This window comes from Amycolatopsis sp. NPDC058986, assembly GCF_042741125.1.
GTDB lineage: Bacteria > Actinomycetota > Actinomycetes > Mycobacteriales > Pseudonocardiaceae > Amycolatopsis.
Genome location: NZ_JBHYJW010000042.1, coordinates 24,160 through 45,451 on the forward strand (window position 1 = coordinate 24,160; position 21,292 = coordinate 45,451).

Consider the following 21,292-nt stretch of genomic DNA (forward strand, 5'->3'; position numbering starts at 1 on the left):
GTCACCGCACCGCGCGCGAAGTTAGCGTACCGACCAGTAACGAACCGCACGGTAACACCCGGCACAGCAACTCCCCGCGAAATGGCTCCACCATTCGGAGCAACCGGGAATTGCCGTACCAGGGTGTATTCGCCGTGCCGCGCGAAAAGAGGTGGCATGGTCGGGCGGACGACGGCGTCGTTTCCCGGTGCGGCCGCGCTCCGGCAGACCGGGCGGCTCTACGCGCTGGGCCTCGACGTCGTGCGGCTGGCCTTCCGCCGCCCGTTCCAGGCCCGCGAACTGATCCAGCAGTTCTGGTTCATCGCCAGCGTTTCCATCCTGCCGACGGCGCTGGTCTCGATCCCGTTCGGCGCGGTCATCGCGCTGCACATCGGCTCGCTGACCACGCAGATCGGCGCGCAGTCGTTCACCGGCGCGGCCAGCGTGCTCGCGATCATCCAGCAGGCCAGCCCGATCGTGACGGCCCTGCTCATCGCTGGCGCGGGCGGCAGCGCGATGTGCGCGGACCTCGGTTCGCGGACCATCCGCGAGGAGATCGACGCGATGGAGGTCCTCGGCGTCTCGCCGATCCAGCGCCTGATCGTGCCGCGCGTGCTCGCCGCGATGGGCGTCGCGGCCTTCCTCAACGGCATGGTGAGCGTCGTCGGCGTACTCGGCGGCTACTTCTTCAACGTCATCATGCAGAACGGGACGCCGGGCGCGTACCTGGCCAGTTTCTCCGCGCTGGCCCAGCTTCCCGACCTGTGGATCAGCGAGATCAAGGCGGTCGTCTTCGGTTTCGTCGCGGCGGTCGTGGCCTCCTATCGCGGGCTCAACCCGAAAGGCGGGCCGAAAGGCGTCGGCGACGCGGTCAACCAGTCCGTGGTCATCACGTTCCTGCTGCTGTTCGTGCTGAACCTGGTGCTCACCGCGGTCTACCTGCAACTCGTCCCGCCGAAGGGGAGCTGAGCGATGGTCACCACCAGCCCGGCCACCCGCGCCGCCCGCCTGCGCGACGCCGTCGACCGCCGGTTCGGCTTCCTCGACACCCTCGGCGACCAGATCCTGTTCTTCCTGCGCGCACTGGCCTGGGTACCGCGCGCGGTGCACCGCTACCTCCGGGAAATCGTGCGGCTGCTGGCCGAAGTCAGCTTCGGTTCCGGTGCGCTCGCGGTCATCGGCGGCACGATCGGCGTGATGATCGGGATGACCGTCGCCACCGGCATGGTCGTCGGCATGCAGGGCTATTCGGCGCTGAACCAGGTCGGGACGTCCGCGTTCGCCGGGTTCGTCTCGGCCTACTTCAACACCCGCGAGATCGCCCCGCTGGTTTCCGGTCTCGCGCTGTCGGCGACCGTCGGCTGCGGGTTCACCGCGCAGCTCGGCGCGATGCGGATCTCCGAGGAGATCGACGCGCTGGAGGTCATGGGCATCCCGAGCGTGCCGTACCTGGTCACCACCCGGGTCATCGCCGGTTTCCTCGCGGTGATCCCGCTCTACGCCATCGGGCTGCTCAGCTCGTACATCGCCTCGCGCCAGGTCACGGTGTGGCTGTTCGGCCAGTCCGCGGGCACCTACGACCACTACTTCCTGCTGTTCCTGCCGCCCGGCGACGTGCTGTGGTCCTTCGGGAAGGTGCTGGTGTTCAGCGTCGTCGTCGTGCTGGCGCACTGCTACTACGGGTTCCGCGCCAGCGGCGGGCCCGCCGGTGTCGGCGTCGCGGTCGGCCGAGGGGTCCGTACCGCGATCGTCGCCATCAGCGTGCTCGACTTCTTCCTCAGCCTCGCGATCTGGGGCGCGACAACCACTGTGCAGGTCGCGGGATGAGCGAAGCTTGCGAGCGAATCATGGATGTCATTCGCCAAAAGGGATTCGACACTGTCTCGCGGAGCGAGGCGATCGCATGAGCAGGCACACGGGGCTGCGCAAGGCCGGGGTCCGGGCCGCCGGGGCGATGTTCCTCGTCGTGATGGTCGGGCTTGCCTGGCTCTCGGTCATGGTCTACGACAAGGACTTCGTGACGTCGGTGCCGGTGACGCTCAGGGCCGACCGCATCGGCAACCAGCTCAAGGCGGGCGGGCAGGTCAAGGCCCGCGGCGTGGTCGTCGGCGAGATCCGCGGGGTCCGCGCGACGCCGTCGGGCGCGGAGATCGCCCTCGCACTGGAACCCTCCAAAGTGGACATGCTGCCCGGCAACGTCTCCGCGTTGCTGGTCCCGAAGACGCTCTTCGGCGAGCGCTACGTCCAACTGTCCATTCCGGACGGTCCGAGGACGCCGCACCTGAAGGCGGACGACGTCATCACCCAGGACCGCTCGGCCAACGCGATCGAGCTGGAGCGCGTCTTCGACAACCTCCTGCCGGTGCTCAAAGCCGTGCAGCCGCAGAAACTCGCGACCACCCTCACCGCCGTCGCGACCGCGCTGGACGGCCGGGGCGAACAGCTCGGGAAGACGCTGAGCACCGCGTCGGACTACCTCACCCGGTTCAACCCGAACCTTCCGCGCCTCGACCAGAACGTCCGCGATCTCGCGGCCGTGACCACGCTCTACGGCGACATCGCGCCCGATCTGCTCGACGCGCTCACCAGCTCGGCGGTCACGCTCGGCACCGTCAAGGACAAGGGCGCCGACCTCGCCGACGTCTACCAGCGCGTCACCGATTCGTCGGAGGAGATCACCACGTTCCTGAACAACAACAAGAACAACATCATCCGGCTGGCCACCGGCAGCAAGGCCCCGCTGGAGATCGGCGCGAAGTACTCCCCCAGCTTCAAGTGCACGCTCGACCGGATGGTGGAACTGAAAGGCTGGATGGACACAGTGCTGGGCGCGGGCACGAGCCAGCCGGGGCTGCACGCCGACATCACGATCACCGGGACACGCGGGAAATACGTGCCGGGCAAGGACGATCCGGCCTACCGCGCCGACAGCGGCCCGCGCTGCTATCCCAACGGCGTCCTGCCGGTCGCCGGGACGCCCGCGCTCGCGCCGGGCACCGCGCACACGCCGCTGGTCCCCGGCGGCGCCGGTGACCTCGGCCTCGCGAACTCCCCGCAGGAGCAAGGATTGCTGACCACCCTCGTCGCGCCGCAGCTCGGGGTACCGCCGTCGGACGTCCCCGCGTGGGGCAGCGTGCTCGTCGGCCCGCTCTATCGCGGCACGGAGGTGACGCTGCGATGAGGAAGTTCGTCCCCGCCCTGCTCAAGAGCCTCGTCTTCATCCTGGTCACCGGGCTGGCCACGGCGCTGCTGGCCATCTCCATCACCAACACCGGAGTCGGCGACACGCATCTCTACGGGGCCACGTTCACCGACGCGACCGCGCTGAACGTCGGCGACGACGTCCGTATCTCCGGCGTCCGGGTCGGCCAGGTCGAGAAGCTGGAGATCGCGGACCGGAACCTCGCGCACGTCCGGTTCTCCCTCGACTCCGAGCGCGTCCTGCCCGCCGACGTCGGCGCGGTGATCAAGTACCGCAACATGGTCGGCCAGCGCTACATCGCGCTGGAGCGCGGTAAAAGCGGCGCGGGCGAACTCCCGAAGGGCGGCGAGATCCCGATCCAGCGCACCACCGCCGCGCTCGATCTGACCGATCTCTTCAACGGCTTCAAACCGCTGTTCCAGGCCCTTTCGCCGAACGACGTCAACCAGCTCTCCGGCGAGATCGTGCAGGTGCTTCAGGGCGAGGGCGGGACCGTCGAAAGCCTGCTCGCGCACACCGGCTCGCTCACCAGCACGCTCGCCGGGCGGGACAAGGTGATCGGCGAGGTGATCGGCAATCTCAACGCCGTGCTGACGACCGTCAACGGCAAGGGGGACGCGCTGGCGGACCTGATCTCCACGCTGCGCAAGCTGGTCTCCGGGCTGGCCGGGGACCGGGCCGCGATCGGCGACGCGATCAGCGGGCTGGCCGACCTCTCGGACGCCACCGCCGGCCTGTTCGAGCAGGCCCGCCCGGGCCTGAAGGACAGCATCGCCGGGCTGAACGCGTTGTCCGAGCAGCTGGTGAAGGGGAAGTCCGATGTGGACAAAGCGCTGACCACCCTGCCGGAGAAGTACAACGCGCTCGGCAGGACGGCCTCGTACGCGTCGTGGGTGAACTTCTACCTGTGCAGCGCGACCCTGCTGACCGATCCCCCGCGCGGCGTGCGCCAGACGGCGGCGAGGTGCGGATCGTGAAGTCGTTCAAGGAACGCAACCCGCTCACCATCGGCATCCTCGGCAGCCTCGGCCTCGCCGCGGTGCTGACCGTGACACTGAACTGGGACAACCTGCCGGTCGTCGGCGGGGGCACCACCTACGCCGCCGAGTTCTCCGAGGCCGCCGGGTTGCAGCCCGACGACGAGGTCCGCGTCGCGGGGATCAAGGTCGGCGAGGTCACCGGCGTCGCGCTCGCCGACGACCACGTGAACGTGACGTTCCGGGTCAAGGGCGCGTGGGTCGGTGACCGGACCTCGGCCGAAATCAAGATCAAGACGTTGCTGGGCCGCAAGTTCCTCGCGCTGCACCCGACCGGCGCCGGCGTGCAGGACCCGGACCGGCCGATCGGGCGGGACCGCACGGTCACGCCGTTCGACGTCACCGACGCCTTCAACGGGCTCGCCGACACCGTGGGCCAGATCGACACGAAACAGCTCGCGGACAGTTTCGGGTCGATCAGCGACACCTTCCGCAACTCGCCGGAGCACATCCGCACCGCGCTCGACGGGCTGAGCGCGTTGTCGAAGACGGTTTCCTCGCGGGACAACCAGATCGCCGAGCTGCTGGCCAACGCCCGGCGCCTGACCACGACACTGGCGAACTCCAACGACGACTTCGAGGCGCTGGTCAAGGACGGGAACCTGTTGCTGACCGAGCTCAACAGCCGCCGCGACGCCATTCACGAACTGCTCACCGGAGCACAGAAGCTGGCCGAAGAGCTGTCCGGGTTCGTCAAGGACAACAAGGACCAGCTCGGCCCGGCGCTGAGCCAGCTCGGCCAGGTCACCGACCTGCTCCAGAAACAGAACGACAACCTCTCCAAGAGCCTCGAACTGGCGGGCCCGTACTTCCGGGTCGTCAACAACGCCGCGGGGAACGGGCACTGGGTCGACGGCTACCTGTGCGGGCTCATCCCGGAGAACCGCGATCCGTGCGATCCGAACAAGGTGATCGGGGGCGGCAGATGACCACGACCCGGATGGGGGTACGGCTCAACCGGTTCATCCTGTTCGCCGTGCTGCTCGCGCTCGTCGTCGTGGCCGGGCTGTGGTGGCTCTTCTCCGGCAACGGGAACCATCACGTCACGGCGTACTTCTCCCGTGCCGTCGGCGTCTACGCCGGCTCGGACGTCCGGGTGCTCGGCGTGCGGATCGGCCAGGTGGACTCGGTGATTCCGCGCGGCGAGCAGGTCGAGGTCGGCATGACCGTCGACGGCTCGGTGGGTATCGCGGCCGACACGACGGTGCTTGTCATCGCGCCCAGCGTCGTCGCCGACCGGTACGTGCAGTTCGCGAAGCTCGCGCGCGGCGGGCCCCGGCTGGCGGACAACGCCGTCATCAGCAGGAACCGCACCGGGACCCCGGTGGAACTCGACCAGCTCTACGGCAGCCTCGACACGCTTGCCAAGGCTCTCGGGCCGAAAGGGGCGAACAAGGACGGCGCGCTCTCGGACCTGCTGCACACCGGCGCGCGGAATCTGGGCGGCAACGGCAAGTCGTTCAACGAGTCCGTGCGCAACTTCGCGGAACTGGCCCGCACGCTGGCCGGGAACTCGAGCGATCTGTTCGGCACCGTCGACGAGTTGCAGAAGTTCACCACCATGCTCGCCACCAACGACCGGCAGGTCTCCGACGTCAACCGCCAGCTCGCGCAGATCTCGGACACCCTGGCGAAGAACAAGGGCGAGCTGACCGGCGCGCTCAAGGGGCTCGGCGGCGCGCTCGGCGACATCCAGGCGTTCATCAGGGACAACCGGGCGCAGATCAAGTCCAATGTGGACAAGCTGGCGGTGACGACGAAGACGCTGGTGGACAAGCGCGCGTCGCTGGCCGAGGTGCTCGACGTCGCACCGCTGGCGGCGAGCAACGTGATCAACGCCGTCGACCCGGCCACCGGGACACTGCAGGGCCGCGGCAATCTGAACGAGTACTTCGGGCTGCCGCTCACCGGCCCCGTCTACAGTGGACAGGCGGGCGGGCGATGACCGGGACGCGGCGGATCCGGCGGGTACTGACCACGATGGCCGTGTGCTGCCTGGTGGCCACGGGCTGCTCTTCCGGGGAGTTCAAGGGTGTCTACGACCTCCCGCTGCCGGGCGGCGCCGACCTCGGGCAGCGTCCGTACCGCGTGACCGTGCAGTTCGCCGACGTGCTCGACCTGGTCCCACAGGCCGCGGTCAAGGTGGGCGACGTCCCGGTCGGGCGGGTCGAGTCGATCAGGCTGGGCAAGGACGGCTGGACCGCCGAAGCGGTGGTGGCGGTCAACGGCGACGTCGTGCTTCCCGCGAACGCGATCGCGCGGCTGCGGCAGTCGAGCCTGCTCGGCGAGAAGTTCGTCGAACTCGCGGCCGCCGATGGCGTGGGCGGCGGTGCCGCGGCGGGCAGGCCGTCCGAGCGCCTCGCCGACGGCGCCACGATCACCGCGGACCGGACCAACCGAAACCCGGAGTTCGAGGAGATCTTCGGCGCGTTGTCGCTGCTGCTCAACGGCGGCGGGATCGGGCAGCTGCAGACGATCAACCGCGAGCTGTCGAAGGTGATGACCGGCAACGAGACGCAGATCCGGGACTTCCTGTCCGGAGTGGACAAACTGATGTCCAATTTGGACGCGCACCGGTCCGACATCACCGCGGCCATCGACGGGCTCAACCGGCTGTCGGCGACGCTGGCCCACCGGGACAAGCAGGTCGCGGGCGCGCTCACCGACCTCACCCCCGGCCTGAAGACGCTGTCGGACCAGCGCGCCCAGCTGGTCACGATGCTCCAGTCGCTCGACCGGCTTTCCGGGGTGGCCACCGACGTGATCCACCGGAGCCGCGACGACCTCGTCGCGGACCTGCGGGCGCTCGCCCCCATCCTGCGGAGCCTGGCCGCCGCGGAGGAGAACCTGCCGAAGTCGCTGGAGATCCTGCCGACCTTCCCGTTCACCGATCGTGTGCTCGACGCGGTCAAGGGCGACTACCTCAACGTGTACGCCGCCTTGCTGCCCGCACCGGGTGTCCCCCTCCCGCCGCCGGGTGAGGGCGTCCCGCCCGGCCTGCCGACGTTCCCGTTGCCGACGACGTCCCCGGCACCGCCCACGACCGGGACGGGAGGCCGCTGATGCTCACCACCCGTGCCCGCGTCCAGGTCCTCGCGTTCGTCGTCATCGCGCTCGCGACGACGGCGTTCGTCGGCGCGAACTACGCCGGCCTCGGCAGGCTGTTCGGCGGCGGCGGGTACACCGTGCGGCTGCAGCTGGCCGAGGGCGGCGGCCTGTTCACCAACGGCGAGGTGACCTACCGCGGTGTCGCCGTCGGCCGCGTCGGCGAGCTGCGGCTCACCACCGCCGGGATGGAGGCCGATCTGCTCATCGACTCCTCGGCACCGCCGATCCCGGCGAACTCCCGTGCCGTGGTGGCGAACCGGTCGGCCGTCGGCGAGCAGTACGTCGACCTCCAGCCGCGCACCGGGGACAAGCCCTACCTCACCGACGGGGCGACGATCCCGCGTGAGGAGGCCAGCCTGCCGCTCCCGGTACCGAACCTGCTGTCCGATTTGGACTCGTTGACCGCGTCCGTGCCGACCCAGGACCTGCGCACGGTCGTCGACGAACTCGACAAGGCGCTCCAAGGCGCCGGACCCGACCTGCGGCTGCTGACCGACACCGCGATGTCGTTCACCCAGTCCGCCGCCCAGCACCTGCCGGAGACGACCCAGCTGATCGACGACGGCGCGACCGTGCTGCGCACACAGCTGGACTCCTCGCAGGCGTGGCGCCAGTTCAGCGCGAACGCCAAGGAGTTCGCCGGGCAACTGGCCGGGGCCGACGGTGACCTGCGCAGGCTGATCGCGTCGGCTCCCCCGGCCGCCACCGAACTCGGCAAGCTGATCAAGGAGACCAATCCCGGCCTGCCGATCCTGCTGGCGAACCTGCTCACCACGGCGCAGGTCTTCGACGCGCGGACCGAAGGACTGCGCGAGCTGCTGGTCAACGTCCCGAAGGCCGTCGCGGCCACGTCGATGGCGATCACCAAGGACGGCGGACGGCTCTCGCTGGCGCTGACCTTCAACGACCCGCCGCCGTGCAAACAGGGCTACGAAAGCACTCCGCGCCGCCCCAGTACCGATCTCTCGCCGCTGCCGTTCACCACCGCCGCCGCGTGCACCCTGCCGCACGGGGACGCGAGTTCGGTGCGTGGCTCGCAGAACGCACCGCACGCCGGTGTCCCACCCGCCGCCGTCCCCGGCGTGCTGGGCGGGCTGCCGACCGCCAAGGACCTCCCGGAGATGTTATGGCTACGGAACTAGTGCCCAGGAAAGCGCTGAAGGCGCTGACGACCCGGCCGCTGCTCGCGATCGCCACGGCGCTGGTGGCCGTGGCCGCGGTGTTCGCGGGCTGGTCGGGCTATGCGTGGTTCAGCGCGGCGAACGACCCCGCCGTGGCGTACGGCGCCACCCGGGACGAGGTGCTGCGCACCGGCCGCGAACTCGTCGCCGTCCTGAACACGCTCGACTCCCACCGGATCGACCAGGATCTGACCCGCTGGCGGGACTCCTCGACCGGTCCGCTGCACGAGCAGCTCTCCCGGACCGACGACGCGACGAAGAAGACGCTCGCGCAGAACGCCGCGGTGTCGACCGGCAAGGTGCTCGACGCCGCGGTGAGCGAACTGGACACGCACGCGGGCACGGCGAAGATGCTGGTCTCGGTGGAGATCAGCGTGACGAAGGCCGGGGCGGCCCCGGCGGCCAAACGCAACCGGTTCGCGGCCGCGCTGGCCAGGACCGAAGCGGGCTGGAAACTCAGCGCGCTCGACCAGCTTCCGGTGGGGGCACGATGAGCGACGCTTGCGAGCGAATCATGGATATCATGCGCCAAAAACGATCAGACACTGCCTCGCGAAGCGAGTCGATCGCATGAGCACCAAAACCGTCCCTGCCACGGACGAGGTCCCGGAGGAAATCCGCGAAGAACTCCCTGAAGAAGAGACCGAGGAGACCTCGCAGGCACCTCGGAAGCGGTTCCGGCTGCCGGTGATCCTGCTGGCCGTCGCGGTGCTGCTGGCGGGCGCGGGCGTGTGGTTCACCCTCGAAGCCCGCGCGCGCACCTCGAGCACGGCCACCGCCAACCACGCGCTGACCGACGTCGGCGCGACCGCGGACGTCACCTCGGTGGTGACCCTCGCGCTGAACAAGATCTTCTCGTACTCCTACGACAAGACCGACATCACCGAAAAGGCGGCCGCCGCGGTGCTGCGCGGCCCCGCCCGCGATTCCTACGACAAGCTGTTCGCCCAGGTCAGGGAAAAGGCACCTCAGCAGAAACTGATCCTCACCTCGCGGGTTTCCTCCGCCGCGGTGCAATTCTTGGACAAGGATCGCGCCACGTTGCTCGTCTTTCTCGATCAATCCGCCGTCCGCGCCGACAACAACGCGGCCGATTCGGCGGCGGCCCAGCTTTCGGTGACCGCGGAACGGTCCGGCGGAACCTGGGTCGTCACCGATCTTTCCCCGCGCTGAAGACCATTTACCTGCCGGTTCCGTTCCGAACCCGGCCCGGTGAAGGAAACCGTAAGGAGAACAGGTATGTCCGCTGTTGCACGTACCAGAAGAACCGGTCTGCGCAGGCTCGCCGTCCTCACCGCCGCGACAGCGCTGGGCCTTTCCACGATCGCCGTCGCCCCCGCGTCGGCCGACGAAGTCGAGTTCCCGGTCTCCTACCAGGTGAGCGGCAGCACGACGGTCAAGAAGACCGGCAGCACCATGCGGCTCGGCCCCGGCTCGCTCGACGGCGCGCTGATCGTCAACACCGACACCAACGCCGTCTCGCTCAAGGCGAACCTGAAACTGCCCGACTCGCAGGCCGACATCTCCCTGCTGGCCGGGCTGTTCCGGGTGAAGGCCAAGGTCAGGATCACGCCGACCGGCCCGGTCACCGGCACCCTCACCGACGGCACGCTGACCACGCACGCCACGGCGAACATGGAGATCAGCGACATCTGGGCGGGGCCGATCGTGCCGATCTTCCCACTGCCCACGGTGCCTGGCAGCTGCAGGACGGTCAAACCGATCGAGATGAACCTGACCGCGAAGAACGTGGACATCTTCAACCCGCCCATCAAGGTGAGCGGCAGCTACACGATCCCCGAGTTCACCAACTGCTTCATCGCCGACGTCGCGCTCGGCGCGATGGTGTCCGGACCGGACAACGCCCTGACACTGGAGATGAACGCCGCGAGCTGAAATCCGCCGTGGGGTCCCGGCCGGGCCGGGACCCCACCGGCGTTCAGCACAGCTTGGCGGACACCGCGTTGCTGGTCCGGTCACCCGCTGAGATCGCCAGCACCGGGCCGCAGAAGACCGGCACCCCACTGGTTTCCCCGCTCAGGTCGGAACCCCACGCCACGACCTCCCCGGTCGACTTCAGCGCCAGGTTGTGACTCCAGCCCGCCTCGATCGCCACGACGCCGGAAAGCGCGGCGGCGGGCACCTCGGTCTGATGCTCGTCGTTGGCGCCCCACGCGAGCACGCCACCGTCCTTCAACGCCAGGCTGTGGTTGTACCCGGCGGAAATCATGGTGACCCCCGCGGTGGCCGCGGCGGGAACGGTGGACTGCCCGTAGGTGTTGGCACCCCAGGCGAGCACCCCGCCGTTCTTCAGCACCAGGTTGTGATCCCCGCCCGCCGCGATCGCGGAAACCCCGGACTGCGCCGCCGGGGGCACGTCGGAGCGGGTGCCCCAGCTGATCACCTGACCGCCCTGTCTGAGGGCCAGGCTGTGCTGCGCGGTGGTCGCGATGTCCACCACACCACTGGCCGCGGCGGCCGGGACGGCCGTCTGGCCGTACCAGTCGTTGCCCCAGGCGAGCACTTTGCCGTTCTTCAGCGCGAGTTCGTGCGCCCAGCCCGAGGCGATCCGGCTCACGCCCGACGTCGCCTCGGCCGGCACCTCGGTCTGGCCGAAGTTGTTGTCGCCCCAGGCGAAAACGCCGCCGTTCCGGATGGCCAGGGTGTCCAGCGAACCCGCCGACACGGCGGTCACGCCCGCACCCGTCTCCGGTGGCGCGGGCACGGCCCCGTAGTCCGTGGCGCCCCAGGCCACCACACCGCCGTCGGCCGGGGCGGCCAGCGCCCCGGTCGCGGTGAGGACCGGCGCGCACAACACCGCCACCGCCGCGAACACCACACCCCGCCGGGACACCTTTCGACAACCGCAAGTACGCGTCATGGCAGTCTCTTTCTCGCTTCGAATATTCTCGCGTTCTCCCGCCAAGATCGAAGAATGATATCCCGCCACAACCGATCCCCCGCGTCCCGAACCGTCTTTGTCACCACCCGAGCAGGCAGCGCGGATAATTACTCGGCCGATGACAAGAAAACCGGCTCCGAAACACCACGTCACCCCGGTACCGGTACAAGTCTTGTTCGCTACGAAACCCACGAGTAACCTCGATACCGGCAGGTAAGCTGGGAGGCACGGCCGTACATCAGCCTTACATATCACCACAGTGCTCTGCGGCCCGACGAATGTACCGGAATCCGGTTGTCCACCACCGAAGCCCGACACGAACGGCGCGGAAGCAGCGGTCTGCCGAGGGGTCGAACTGGATCAAAGGAGATAGCAGTCATGTCCCGACTCAGGAAGTTGTCCGCCCGCGCGGTGACGACGGGCGCCGCCGTCGGCGCGGCGATCGTCCTCACCGCCGGCACCGCGATGGCCGCCACGGTCACCTACAAGGTCGGGGACCCGACCACGAACCCGCCCACCGGCGTCACGTATCTCTGCACGTTCCCCGGGATCCAGCCGCAGCCGGTGGTGGTGACCGCACAGCTCGACGCGCCGGACTCCATCCCGTCGGGCGGCACGGCGACACCGTCCAATGTGGGCGGTACGGCCACGATCACCGGAGCGGTCCACTCCCTGCTCACCGCCGTGGGCTACGACGGCATCCGCGGCACGGCCAGTGTCCCGGTCACTCTCGCCAACGGGACCCTGTCGCAGCCCGCCGCGACCGGCCTGGAGGTCCCGGAGAAGATCTATCCAGCCGACGGCAAGCCGATCACCGTCGTCATCTCGCAGGTGGCGACCTCCAGCATCCCGACCGCCACCGCGGGGAGCCCGGGCACCGCGACGCTGTCGCTGGGCCAGCAGCTCACCGCGCAGCTGCAGTTCCACCGCGGTTCGACCAACACCTGGACGTCGTACAACATGACGTGCAACCTGAAGGCCACGACGCCGCCGCAGAACACGGCGTTCACCCCGTCGATCACCATCACCTAGCCCACGACGGCCGGGGTGGCCGGCGCCTTCGGGCACCGGCCACCCCGCTCCGTACCCGATCACCACCGGAGCCGGGACATCCATGACAAGCCAAGCCCGCAGGCGGAGAACGACAGCGAGCGCGCTCACGGCCGTCGGACTCGCGTCCGTCATCACCGGCGGGCTGACCGGCGTGGGGTCGGCGGCGACCGGCCCGGAATCCCCGTCGGCACAGGAACTCCGCGCCGTCACGCGCGCCGTCACGAGCACGTGCGCGTTCGCCGCCCCGATCGGCCCCCGGGGGGTGTCGGCCGAGATCACCGCGAAACTCCCGGTTTCGGCGCCGAAGAGCAAGCCCATCACGCTCGGCGAGTTGTCGATGAAGCTCGTCCTGCCGCGTGACGCGGCGCAGTCCCTGGTCACCCCTGGCACTCCTGGTCACGGGTCTGTCCAAGGTGGACTCAGCGTCGTCCTCACCGCTGTCCAGGACACGAAGCACGACACCATCACCGTCCCGATGGACGTCGCGCCGACTCCGGTGCCGGACACCGGTGACCTCACCCTGACCGCGACCGGGAAGCCACCGGAGTTCGCCCTCGAATCCGCCGGACCCGTCGTCCTCGGGCTCGCCGCGCCCACCCTCGCGCTGCAGTCACCCCTGCCCGACGGCACCCCCGCGACGGCGCCGGCGAAGCAGGTCACCTGCACGCTGGATCCGGAGCAGAACACGACACTCGGCTCCATCATGGTGACGCCCCCGGCGACTCCCCAGACGGCATCCCCGGCTCCGGCGACACCGGGAGGAGCACCCGGCGAGCGGCGCGGCGAGCCGGGAACGGTGACCGCGCAGGACGAAGAACCGCCGCCCTACATCCAGGCCCTCGGCCTGGTGCGGGTCACCTCGACGGCCACGGTGGAACGCCTGGGCGTCAAGGTGGCCACCGGCCCGACCGGGCTGGTCAAGGGCCGGTTGATCATGCGTTTCCCACCGGACTCGCCACCCGTGGTGACGGCACAGGGTTTCGTCTCCTTCAAGCCGGTCTCGGTGCCCTTCCTGGGTTTCGGCTTCGTCCCGGTCAGCGGGACCGTCGAGTTCCTGCCGCTCGACTACAAGAACGGCAAGGACATCGAGATCGTCGGATCGCTGGACAACGGGATCCTCACCACGCACCTCGAAGTCATGGCCAGGATGAGTGACGCGAAGGTCAACGGCACCCCGCTGGACCTCGGCCCGGACTGCGTGACCGCCCGGCCGGTGGCCCTCGACATCCGCGGTGACTACGACCCGTTCGGGATCGGCGTCATCGGCACCGATCCGAACTCGCCGGATCCGAAGTTCCGCGGGTTCACGCTGCCGCCCTTCAAGGGCTGCGGCGTCGCGGAACCCCTCGACGCGCTGCTGACCGGGATGACGTCCGGGCCGGGGAACCAGGCCAAGGTGATCACCCAGAACCTCCTGCCCTGCCACGAACCCGACCACCGGAACTGCCCCAAACCGCCCTCCTGACACGCGAACGCAAGGGGCACTGAAGTCCATAAAGGACTCCCGAACGAGGACAGCCCGTAGACGATCCGGTTACCTCGCATTTTGCGCCCGGGGAGGCCCCCACGGACATCCCGCCTCAGCACCACGCGCCAGCGCGCGCGACGGGTGACTCGCGGGGCGAGTGGGGCTGACGGGAGCAGATGGTTCCGCTGAACGTCCCGAACGCGTCGTTCGCGACAGGCTCAGCACATCACACGTTCGCGTCATCCGAGCGTCCGTGGATCCAGGCTCAGCGGCTCAGCGTGTCGCCTGTTTGGGCGTCCACTGTGGACCGCTCCGCCGCGGCGCGGGAAGCAGTTCACTGACGGGGAAACGATTTCCCGGCGGCGCTTGGCACGTCCCCGCCCGCAGGGCGAGTTCCATTTCGAAGCGGGCGGCGGGATCACGCAGGTTCTCGCCGAAGGTCGACTGAAGCTGGCGCATCCGGTAGCGGACGGTCTGCGGGTGCACGCCGAGGCGCTCGGCGATCTCGACGACGTTGCCCTGGCTGTCCAGCCAGGCCCGCAGCGTCTCCAGCAGCCGTTCCCGCTGTTTGTCGGTCATGCTCACCAGCGGCGCGAACAGCCGGTTCCGCAACGCACCGACCAGGCCGAGATCGGAATTGACCAGCAGGGTCGCCAGATGGTCCTCGGCACGGACCACGCGACGCGGCACGATGACGCCGCGTTCGGCGAGCAGCAGTGCGCGCCGGGCCCAGCGCAACGAATCGGCGAGAGTGTCGAGTGCGACGCGCGGGCCGAGGGCGAGGCGGCAGTCCGGGAGCGCGGCCTGCAGCGAGGCCAGTCGTGCGGCGCTGATCTCGCCGGGGACGACGAGTTTCGGCTCCACGCCGTCGAGTTCGGCGAGTACGTCGGAGTCCAGCGCCGCCATGCGGCGCGGCGGAAGCGCCTCGCCCTGGGGGTGGAGGGCAACCGGCGTCGCCTGCGCGGGGACCGTCCAGCCGATGAGCTGCGCCAGTTCGGTGATCGCCTTCGCCGGTGCGGGCGGGCTTTCGAGCACGAGCTGGAGCAGCTTGCGTCTCCAGCTGTCCAGCGCGCCCGCGGTTCTCGCCTTGGCCTCGAGGTAGCCGTCGAGCGCCACCGAGGCGAGTTCGTCCATGAACCCCAGCATCGCGTCGGCCAGCTGGGACATCACCGCCGAGGACAGGCCGCTGCGCCTGCCGACACGCATGATCCGCCGCCACGAAACCCGCGCGCCGACGCGGTAGGCGGACTGCAGCGAGTCCAGGCTGCGGCCCTCGCGCATCTCGTTCTGCCCGAGCCGGTGGTGCACCTCGTGGGACTGCTCCTTCGACACCGACGGATCCGCGATCTGCGCGACGAACAACGTGATCGCGTATTCGACGCCGGCACGGATCGACTTGCCGTACGGGCCGTCGAGCGGACGCGCGTAGGCCGGGATGGTCGCGCGGATCTCCTCGACGATCTCGGTGGCGAGGCTGCCGAGTTCGGGGCGGAGGATGTCGGCGAGTTTCCGCGGCAGTGCCGCCGGGGGCGCAGCGTGCTCGAATCCGCGCTCCAGCGACATCGCAGCTCCTTCGCTCCACCCAGCGTCCGGCCGCGCCGAGGCACGGCCACACCTCCCCGCGCCGCTGCGGGGGTGACACCGGACACATCGAAAAACTAGCCCCCGATGTGTCACCTGTTCCGCAGAAAACCGAGTTCTTGTCATGTTCGTGACAAGATCTCCGGCACCACCTCGTAGTGGAGGAAAACCCGTCCACCGGGTGCCCGGGAAAATACGTACGAACGGACGAACGCCGGGCTTCGCGAGTTACCCCGTGGAGATCCGAGGGACGCCCTGGGTGCGTTGAGCGCGACGAGGGCGTCCCTCGGTGCATCGAACGCACCGAAGGCGTCCCTCGGTGCCCGCGCGGCCAACCGGGCTAACCCCGGCTGAGCAGCCCGCCGATCGCGGCCAGCACGGGTTCCAGCACTTCCAGCCCTTCGGTGCCGACGCCTTCGGTGATCCCGGCGCCGACGACATCGAAGGCGGACAGGGACTCGATGGCCGCGACCAGCTCGGCGATCGTCACCCCGCCGGGCTCGGGGAAATTGAGCCCGCCGAACTCATCGGGGTCGAGGATGTCGAGGTCGAGATGCACGTAGACGTGCTCCGCACCGGACAACGCGGCGATGAGGGCGCCGTCCTCGGTGATGTCGGGGACCCGCGCGACGAGGCCGCTCTCGGCCGCCTCCCGCTCGGCGTCGTCGAAGACCCTTGTCCCGGCGAGCACCGCCCTCCCCCGCTCCAGAGCGGGATTCGCCACGAAGTCCGGGTCGCCGTCGCCGAGCAGTGACCGCAGCACCATCCCGTGGTAGGCACCGGACGTCGAGGATTCCGCGGTGTTGAGATCGGGATGCGCGTCGAACCAGACAATGCCGAGACCCGGTCCGTACCGGAACCGCGCGACGCCGACGGGGACCAGTTCGGTCCCGCAGTCCCCGCCGATGGTCAGCACCGGGCCGCCGGGCGCCTCCAGCGCGGCCAGCTGCGCCGGGCGGTTCGCGAGCAGGACCTCCCGGTTGGCGATACCGCCGACCACCGGCGACGTCGCCCTGCTCTGCTGGATGTGGTGCACCGGCTGGCCGAGCACGTGCCCGGCCAGCTCGGCGAGCGCCACACACCCGTCGGGAAGCTCCGGCGCGCGCGGGCTGAGCGCGCCCTGCCACTGGGGAACCGCGTTGATGAGCATGTCCGCGACGTTAGCTGAAGGGGACGTTGCTCGCGTAAGACGAGCTGAAGGGGACTTTCCCCGCATGGCATGCGGGAAAGTCCCCTTCAGCTCACTCCAGGACGAGCAGGAGGTCGCCGCCTTCGACCTGCTGGACGGCGTTGATCGCCAGCCGCGCGACCTTGCCGCCGCCCGCCGCGGTGATCGAGGCCTCCATCTTCATCGCCTCGATGGTCGCGACCGTGGCACCGGCCTCGACGACGTCACCCTCGGCGACCTGCAGCGTGACCACCCCGGCGAACGGCGCGGCGACCTGCTTCGGGTTGCCCTTCTCCGCCTTCTCGGTCGCCGGGATGTCGGCGGCCACCGAGGCGTCGCGGACCGAGATCGGCCGGAGCTGGCCGTTGAGCGAGGCCATTACCGTGCGCATCCCGCGCTCGTCCGCCTCGCCGATCGCCTCCAGCTCGATGAGCAGCCGGACGCCCTGCTCCAGGTCGACCGAGTACTCCTCGCCCGGCCGCAGCCCGTAGAAGAAGTCCTTGCTGGGCAGCACACTCGTGTCGCCGTACTGCTCGCGGTGCGCCTCGAACTCCTTGGTCGGCGCCGGGAACAGCAGCCGGTTGAGTGTCCGGCGGCGATCGCCTGCCAGCCCTTCACGGTCCTCTTCGGACAGTCCGACCACCGGCTTGGCCTCGGCCCGGCCCGCCAGCGCCTTGGTGCGGAACGGTTCCGGCCAGCCGCCCGGCGGATCGCCGAGCTCGCCGCGCAGGAAGCCGATCACCGAGTCCGGGATGTCGAACTTGTTCGGCTCCGCTTCGAAGTCCTCGGGTGAGACACCCGCGCCGACCAGGTGCAGCGCGAGGTCACCGACCACTTTGGACGACGGAGTGACCTTGACCAGATGGCCGAGGATGCGGTCGGCCGCGGCGTACATCGCTTCGATGTCCTCGAACCGGTCGCCGAGACCGAGCGCGATGGCCTGGGTCCGCAGGTTCGACAGCTGACCGCCGGGGATCTCGTGGTGGTAGACCCGGCCGGTCGGCGAGGCGAGCCCCGCCTCGAACGGCGCGTAGATCTTGCGCACGCTTTCCCAGTACGGCTCCAGCTCGCCGATCGCCTGCAGATCGAGCCCGGTGACACGGTCGGAGTGGTCCGTACCGGCCACAATGGACGAAAGCGAGGGCTGCGACGTCGTGCCCGCCATCGACGACACCGCGCCGTCCACCGCGTCCGCCCCCGCGCCGATCGCGGCGAGGTAGGTGGCCAGCTGACCACCGGCGGTGTCGTGCGTGTGGATGTGCACCGGGAGGTCGAACTCCTTGCGCAGCGCGGAAACCAGCCGGACCGCGGCGGGCGCGCGCAGCAGGCCCGCCATGTCCTTGACCGCCAGCACGTGAGCGCCCGCGCCGACGATCTGCTCGGCCAGCTTCAGGTAGTAGTCCAATGTGTACAGTTTCTCGGCCGGGTCGGACAGGTCCGAGGTGTAGCAGAGCGCCACCTCGGCCACGGCCGTCCCGGTCTCCCGCACCGCCTCGATCGCGGGCCGCATCTGCTCGACGTCGTTGAGCGCGTCGAAGATGCGGAAGATGTCGATCCCGGTCGCGGTCGCCTCCTCGACGAAGGCGGAGGTCACCTCGGTCGGATAAGGCGTGTAGCCGACGGTGTTGCGGCCGCGCAACAGCATCTGCAGGCAGATGTTCGGCACCGCCGCGCGCAGCCTCGCCAGCCGCTCCCACGGATCCTCGGCGAGGAAGCGCAGCGCGACGTCGTAGGTGGCGCCGCCCCAGCATTCCAGCGAAAGCAGCTGCGGCAGGGTGTTCGCGACCACCGGCGCGACCGCGAGGAGATCCTTGGTGCGCACCCGGGTGGCGAGCAGCGACTGGTGCGCGTCGCGGAACGTCGTGTCGGTGACGCCGACGAGCGGCGATTCCCGCAGCCAGCTCGCGAACCCGGCTGGCCCGAGCTCGGCCAGCTTCTGCTTCGACCCGGCGGGTGGTACCGCTTCCTTGGCCAGTTTCGGCAGCTTCACCTGCGGGTCGAGAGTGCGGGGCCGTTCGCCGTGCGGTTTGTTGACCGTCCGGTCGGCGAGGTAGGTGAGCAGCTTCGTGCCCCGGTCGGCGGAGTGGCGCGCGGTGAGCAGATGCGGCCGTTCCTCGATGAACGACGTCGTCACGCGGCCCTCGCGGAAGTCCGGATCGTCGAGCACCGCCTGCAGGAACGGGATGTTCGTGGCGACACCGCGGATCCGGAACTCGGCGACCGCGCGGCGCGCCCGGCCGACCGCGGTGCGGAAGTCACGGCCGCGGCAGCTCAGCTTGACCAGCAGCGAGTCGAAGTGCGCGCTGATCTCCGTGCCGGAGAAGGCCGTCCCGCCGTCGAGCCGGATGCCGGAGCCACCGGGCGAACGGTAGGCGCTGATCATCCCGGTGTCCGGGCGGAAGCCGTTGGCGGGGTCCTCGGTGGTGATCCGGCACTGCAGCGCCGCGCCACGAAGGTAGACGCTGTCCTGCGAAAGACCGAGGTCCTCCAGCGTCTCGCCGGAGGCGATGCGCAGCTGCGACTGCACCAGGTCGACGTCGGTGACCTCCTCGGTCACCGTGTGCTCCACCTGGATGCGCGGGTTCATCTCGATGAACACGTGGTTGCCGTCGCGGTCGAGCAGGAACTCGACGGTCCCGGCGTTGCGGTAGCCGATCTGGCGGGCGAACTTCACCGCGTCGGCGCAGATGCGGTCCCGCAGCCCGGGATCGAGGTTCGGCGCGGGGGCCAGCTCGACGACCTTCTGGTGCCGCCGCTGCACCGAGCAGTCGCGCTCGAACAGGTGAATCACGTTGCCCGCGCCGTCGGCGAGGATCTGGACCTCGATGTGCCGCGGTTCGACGACGGCCTTCTCCAGGAACACCGTCGGATCACCGAACGCCGATTCGGCCTCGCGCGCGGCGGCCTCGATGGATTCCCTCAGCAGCGCGGGATCCTCGACACGGCGCATGCCTCGACCGCCGCCACCGGCCACGGCCTTGACGAACACCGGGAAGCCGAGCTCCTCGGCCGCCGCGACGAGCGCGTCGACGTCGGACGACGGCTCCGACGAACCGAGCACCGGCACCCCGGCCTCGCGCGCGGCCTTGACCGCGCGGGCCTTGTTCCCGGTCAGTTCGAGGATTTCGGCGCTGGGCCCGACGAACGTGATGCCCGCTTCCTCGCACGCGCGCGCGAGATCGGGATTCTCGGACAGGAAGCCATAGCCCGGGTACACGGCGTCCGCGCCCGCCTTCTGGGCGGCGCTGACGATCTCGCCCACGGAGAGATAGGCGCGGACCGGGTGTCCCGGCTCGCCGATCTCGTAGGCCTCGTCGGCCTTCAGCCGGTGCAGCGAGTTGCGGTCCTCGTGCGGGAACACGGCGACGGTTCCCGCCCCGAGTTCGTAGCCGGCGCGGAACGCTCGGATGGCGATCTCGCCCCGGTTGGCGACCAGCACCTTGCGGAACATGCCTGGTCCTTCCCGATCTTTGTGGTGGTTCAGCACGGTGGAATCAGGTGACGCACGTTACCGGGGTCTCCCACCGGACGGGAGGCGTTGTCCAGGTGATGGACGTCATGACGCACCGAACGTGGTCTTCCGACCGCATCGGGGTACTCGGCCAGGTCAGGCAGGAGAGGTGTACAGCAGCCGGTTCGGGGTACCGTCCGGCACGCCGGAGAGGGCGTTCTTCGACGCGGCCGCGACCAGTCCGTCGGCGACCTGGGCCGCGGTGGCCTGCGGATGCCGCGAACGGTAGAGCGCGGCGGCGCCCGCGACGAACGCGGCCGACATCGACGTGCCGGTGAGGGGGCTCGCGCCCTGGCCGCCCGCCACCGGGCCGGGGATGTCGACGCCCGGTGCGTAGAGGTCCACGGTCGAGCCGTAGTTCGACCTCGGCGAGGCCTTGTCCTGAATGTCACTGCCCGCCACGGTCAGCGCCTCGGTCACCCGCGCGGGGGAGAAAGCGCTTGCGTCGGACCCGGAACCGCCCGCGGGGACGGCCACCGGGACGGCCCCGGCGAGCGCGCGCACGGCGTCGTCGAGCTTCTCGTTGGGCGCGCCGCCGATACCCAGCACCGCGACCGCGGGCTGGTGGGCGTTCTGCCGGACCCAGTCGATTCCGGCGATGATCTTCTCGGTCGCCCCGCCGCCGTCCTTGTCGATCACCCGGACCGGGACGATCCGGGCCTTCTTGGCCACCCCGAACGTCTTCCCGGCCGCGACCCCGGCCAGCCGCGTGCCGTGGCCGTTCGTGTCGGTGGTGTCGGTTCCCGTGCCGTCACCGAGGAAGTCCTTGCCCGCCGCGACACGGCCCTCGAAGTCGGGGTGCTTCGCGTCGACACCGCTGTCGATCACGTACACCGTGACATCCGCGGCTTCGGTGGCGTAGCGGTAGTTCCGGTCGAGGCCGGTGCGCTGGTCGATCCGGTCGAGTCCCCAGCTCGGCGGGTTCGGCTGGACGCCTTGCGGGCTCGACTGCGCGGGCGCCTGCCCGGCCGCCGTCACCACGAGCGCCACCATCGCCGTTCCGAGCCCACGTCGCAGAGTCATGTCTGCGTGGTATCGCGCGCCGGGCGGCACCGGCAACTCGGCGCTGCCCATGTCGCCCGAACGGTTGACGCCGGTCGGC

The 21,292-nt window shown here is 69.6% G+C and carries 18 protein-coding genes; 13 read left to right on the forward strand and 5 right to left on the reverse strand.

What is annotated here, in order from left to right:
• Nucleotides 1-156: 156 nt before the first annotated feature.
• The 11 genes from ACFW0G_RS30700 (at nucleotide 157) to ACFW0G_RS30750 (ending at nucleotide 10,403) form a co-directional block, all read left to right on the forward strand.
• On the forward strand, nucleotides 157-948 hold the full coding sequence (locus ACFW0G_RS30700) for an MlaE family ABC transporter permease (RefSeq protein WP_378328918.1): 792 nt from the start codon (nucleotides 157-159) through the stop codon (nucleotides 946-948).
• Nucleotides 949-951: 3 nt separating this feature from the next.
• Nucleotides 952-1,806 (forward strand): MlaE family ABC transporter permease, encoded by an 855-nt coding sequence (locus ACFW0G_RS30705; protein WP_378328919.1) that lies wholly within the window; start codon nucleotides 952-954, stop codon nucleotides 1,804-1,806.
• 76 nt (nucleotides 1,807-1,882) lie between these two features.
• Nucleotides 1,883-3,160, forward strand: coding sequence for an MCE family protein (locus tag ACFW0G_RS30710; RefSeq protein WP_378328920.1), 1,278 nt, complete (start codon nucleotides 1,883-1,885; stop codon nucleotides 3,158-3,160).
• Entirely contained in the window at nucleotides 3,157-4,158 is a 1,002-nt protein-coding gene (locus ACFW0G_RS30715; RefSeq protein WP_378328921.1) for an MCE family protein, read from the forward strand. The genes ACFW0G_RS30710 and ACFW0G_RS30715 overlap by 4 nt, the downstream gene beginning before the upstream one ends.
• Nucleotides 4,155-5,147 (forward strand): MCE family protein, encoded by a 993-nt coding sequence (locus tag ACFW0G_RS30720; RefSeq protein WP_378328922.1) that lies wholly within the window; start codon nucleotides 4,155-4,157, stop codon nucleotides 5,145-5,147. Before ACFW0G_RS30715 ends, ACFW0G_RS30720 begins: the two co-directional genes overlap by 4 nt.
• Nucleotides 5,144-6,163, forward strand: coding sequence for an MCE family protein (locus ACFW0G_RS30725; protein WP_378328923.1), 1,020 nt, complete (start codon nucleotides 5,144-5,146; stop codon nucleotides 6,161-6,163). Before ACFW0G_RS30720 ends, ACFW0G_RS30725 begins: the two co-directional genes overlap by 4 nt.
• A complete protein-coding gene (locus ACFW0G_RS30730) occupies nucleotides 6,160-7,281 on the forward strand; it encodes an MCE family protein (RefSeq protein WP_378328924.1) in 1,122 nt (373 codons plus the stop codon). Before ACFW0G_RS30725 ends, ACFW0G_RS30730 begins: the two co-directional genes overlap by 4 nt.
• Nucleotides 7,281-8,468 (forward strand): MlaD family protein, encoded by a 1,188-nt coding sequence (locus ACFW0G_RS30735; RefSeq protein ID WP_378328925.1) that lies wholly within the window; start codon nucleotides 7,281-7,283, stop codon nucleotides 8,466-8,468. The genes ACFW0G_RS30730 and ACFW0G_RS30735 overlap by 1 nt, the downstream gene beginning before the upstream one ends.
• On the forward strand, nucleotides 8,453-9,001 hold the full coding sequence (locus ACFW0G_RS30740) for a hypothetical protein (protein ID WP_378328926.1): 549 nt from the start codon (nucleotides 8,453-8,455) through the stop codon (nucleotides 8,999-9,001). Before ACFW0G_RS30735 ends, ACFW0G_RS30740 begins: the two co-directional genes overlap by 16 nt.
• 76 nt (nucleotides 9,002-9,077) lie before the next feature.
• On the forward strand, nucleotides 9,078-9,680 hold the full coding sequence (locus ACFW0G_RS30745) for a hypothetical protein (protein WP_378328927.1): 603 nt from the start codon (nucleotides 9,078-9,080) through the stop codon (nucleotides 9,678-9,680).
• Nucleotides 9,681-9,746: 66 nt separating this feature from the next.
• A complete protein-coding gene (locus tag ACFW0G_RS30750) occupies nucleotides 9,747-10,403 on the forward strand; it encodes a hypothetical protein (protein ID WP_378328928.1) in 657 nt (218 codons plus the stop codon).
• A gap of 43 nt (nucleotides 10,404-10,446) precedes the next feature.
• Here ACFW0G_RS30750 and ACFW0G_RS30755 read toward each other — a convergent pair whose 3' ends face one another.
• Nucleotides 10,447-11,361: an RCC1 domain-containing protein gene (locus ACFW0G_RS30755; protein WP_378328929.1), complete on the reverse strand. Its 915-nt coding sequence runs from the start codon at nucleotides 11,359-11,361 to the stop codon at nucleotides 10,447-10,449.
• Nucleotides 11,362-11,787: 426 nt separating this feature from the next.
• Here ACFW0G_RS30755 and ACFW0G_RS30760 point away from each other — a divergent pair, with 426 nt between their 5' ends.
• Both ACFW0G_RS30760 and ACFW0G_RS30765 read left to right on the forward strand, forming a co-directional pair.
• On the forward strand, nucleotides 11,788-12,441 hold the full coding sequence (locus tag ACFW0G_RS30760; protein ID WP_378328930.1) for a DUF6801 domain-containing protein: 654 nt from the start codon (nucleotides 11,788-11,790) through the stop codon (nucleotides 12,439-12,441).
• Between the two features lie 82 nt (nucleotides 12,442-12,523).
• On the forward strand, nucleotides 12,524-13,927 hold the full coding sequence (locus tag ACFW0G_RS30765) for a DUF6801 domain-containing protein (RefSeq protein ID WP_378328931.1): 1,404 nt from the start codon (nucleotides 12,524-12,526) through the stop codon (nucleotides 13,925-13,927).
• Nucleotides 13,928-14,203: 276 nt separating this feature from the next.
• Here the strand turns inward: ACFW0G_RS30765 and ACFW0G_RS30770 are convergent, their stop codons facing one another.
• The 4 genes from ACFW0G_RS30770 to ACFW0G_RS30785 all read right to left on the reverse strand — a co-directional run bounded on the left by ACFW0G_RS30770 (nucleotide 14,204) and on the right by ACFW0G_RS30785 (nucleotide 21,213).
• Nucleotides 14,204-15,493: a PucR family transcriptional regulator gene (locus ACFW0G_RS30770; protein ID WP_378328932.1), complete on the reverse strand. Its 1,290-nt coding sequence runs from the start codon at nucleotides 15,491-15,493 to the stop codon at nucleotides 14,204-14,206.
• 358 nt (nucleotides 15,494-15,851) lie between these two features.
• On the reverse strand, nucleotides 15,852-16,661 hold the full coding sequence (locus tag ACFW0G_RS30775) for an arginase family protein (protein WP_378328933.1): 810 nt from the start codon (nucleotides 16,659-16,661) through the stop codon (nucleotides 15,852-15,854).
• 91 nt (nucleotides 16,662-16,752) lie between these two features.
• Nucleotides 16,753-20,130, reverse strand: coding sequence for a pyruvate carboxylase (locus tag ACFW0G_RS30780; RefSeq protein ID WP_378328934.1), 3,378 nt, complete (start codon nucleotides 20,128-20,130; stop codon nucleotides 16,753-16,755).
• Between the two features lie 156 nt (nucleotides 20,131-20,286).
• Nucleotides 20,287-21,213: a S8 family peptidase gene (locus ACFW0G_RS30785; RefSeq protein ID WP_378328935.1), complete on the reverse strand. Its 927-nt coding sequence runs from the start codon at nucleotides 21,211-21,213 to the stop codon at nucleotides 20,287-20,289.
• Nucleotides 21,214-21,292: the final 79 nt, after the last annotated feature.

Bases quoted from the DNA above. Each gene is read 5' to 3' on its own strand.
- ACFW0G_RS30700 (WP_378328918.1), top strand. From the start codon at position 157: ATGGTCGGGCGGACGACGGCGTCGTTTCCCGGTGCGGCCGCGCTCCGG.
- ACFW0G_RS30705 (WP_378328919.1), top strand. From the start codon at position 952: ATGGTCACCACCAGCCCGGCCACCCGCGCCGCCCGCCTGCGCGACGCC.
- ACFW0G_RS30710 (WP_378328920.1), top strand. From the start codon at position 1,883: ATGAGCAGGCACACGGGGCTGCGCAAGGCCGGGGTCCGGGCCGCCGGG.
- ACFW0G_RS30715 (WP_378328921.1), top strand. From the start codon at position 3,157: ATGAGGAAGTTCGTCCCCGCCCTGCTCAAGAGCCTCGTCTTCATCCTG.
- ACFW0G_RS30725 (WP_378328923.1), top strand. From the start codon at position 5,144: ATGACCACGACCCGGATGGGGGTACGGCTCAACCGGTTCATCCTGTTC.
- ACFW0G_RS30730 (WP_378328924.1), top strand. From the start codon at position 6,160: ATGACCGGGACGCGGCGGATCCGGCGGGTACTGACCACGATGGCCGTG.
- ACFW0G_RS30735 (WP_378328925.1), top strand. From the start codon at position 7,281: ATGCTCACCACCCGTGCCCGCGTCCAGGTCCTCGCGTTCGTCGTCATC.
- ACFW0G_RS30740 (WP_378328926.1), top strand. From the start codon at position 8,453: ATGGCTACGGAACTAGTGCCCAGGAAAGCGCTGAAGGCGCTGACGACC.
- ACFW0G_RS30745 (WP_378328927.1), top strand. From the start codon at position 9,078: ATGAGCACCAAAACCGTCCCTGCCACGGACGAGGTCCCGGAGGAAATC.
- ACFW0G_RS30750 (WP_378328928.1), top strand. From the start codon at position 9,747: ATGTCCGCTGTTGCACGTACCAGAAGAACCGGTCTGCGCAGGCTCGCC.
- ACFW0G_RS30760 (WP_378328930.1), top strand. From the start codon at position 11,788: ATGTCCCGACTCAGGAAGTTGTCCGCCCGCGCGGTGACGACGGGCGCC.
- ACFW0G_RS30765 (WP_378328931.1), top strand. From the start codon at position 12,524: ATGACAAGCCAAGCCCGCAGGCGGAGAACGACAGCGAGCGCGCTCACG.
- ACFW0G_RS30770 (WP_378328932.1), bottom strand. From the start codon at position 15,493: ATGTCGCTGGAGCGCGGATTCGAGCACGCTGCGCCCCCGGCGGCACTG.
- ACFW0G_RS30775 (WP_378328933.1), bottom strand. From the start codon at position 16,661: ATGCTCATCAACGCGGTTCCCCAGTGGCAGGGCGCGCTCAGCCCGCGC.
- ACFW0G_RS30780 (WP_378328934.1), bottom strand. From the start codon at position 20,130: ATGTTCCGCAAGGTGCTGGTCGCCAACCGGGGCGAGATCGCCATCCGA.
- ACFW0G_RS30785 (WP_378328935.1), bottom strand. From the start codon at position 21,213: ATGACTCTGCGACGTGGGCTCGGAACGGCGATGGTGGCGCTCGTGGTG.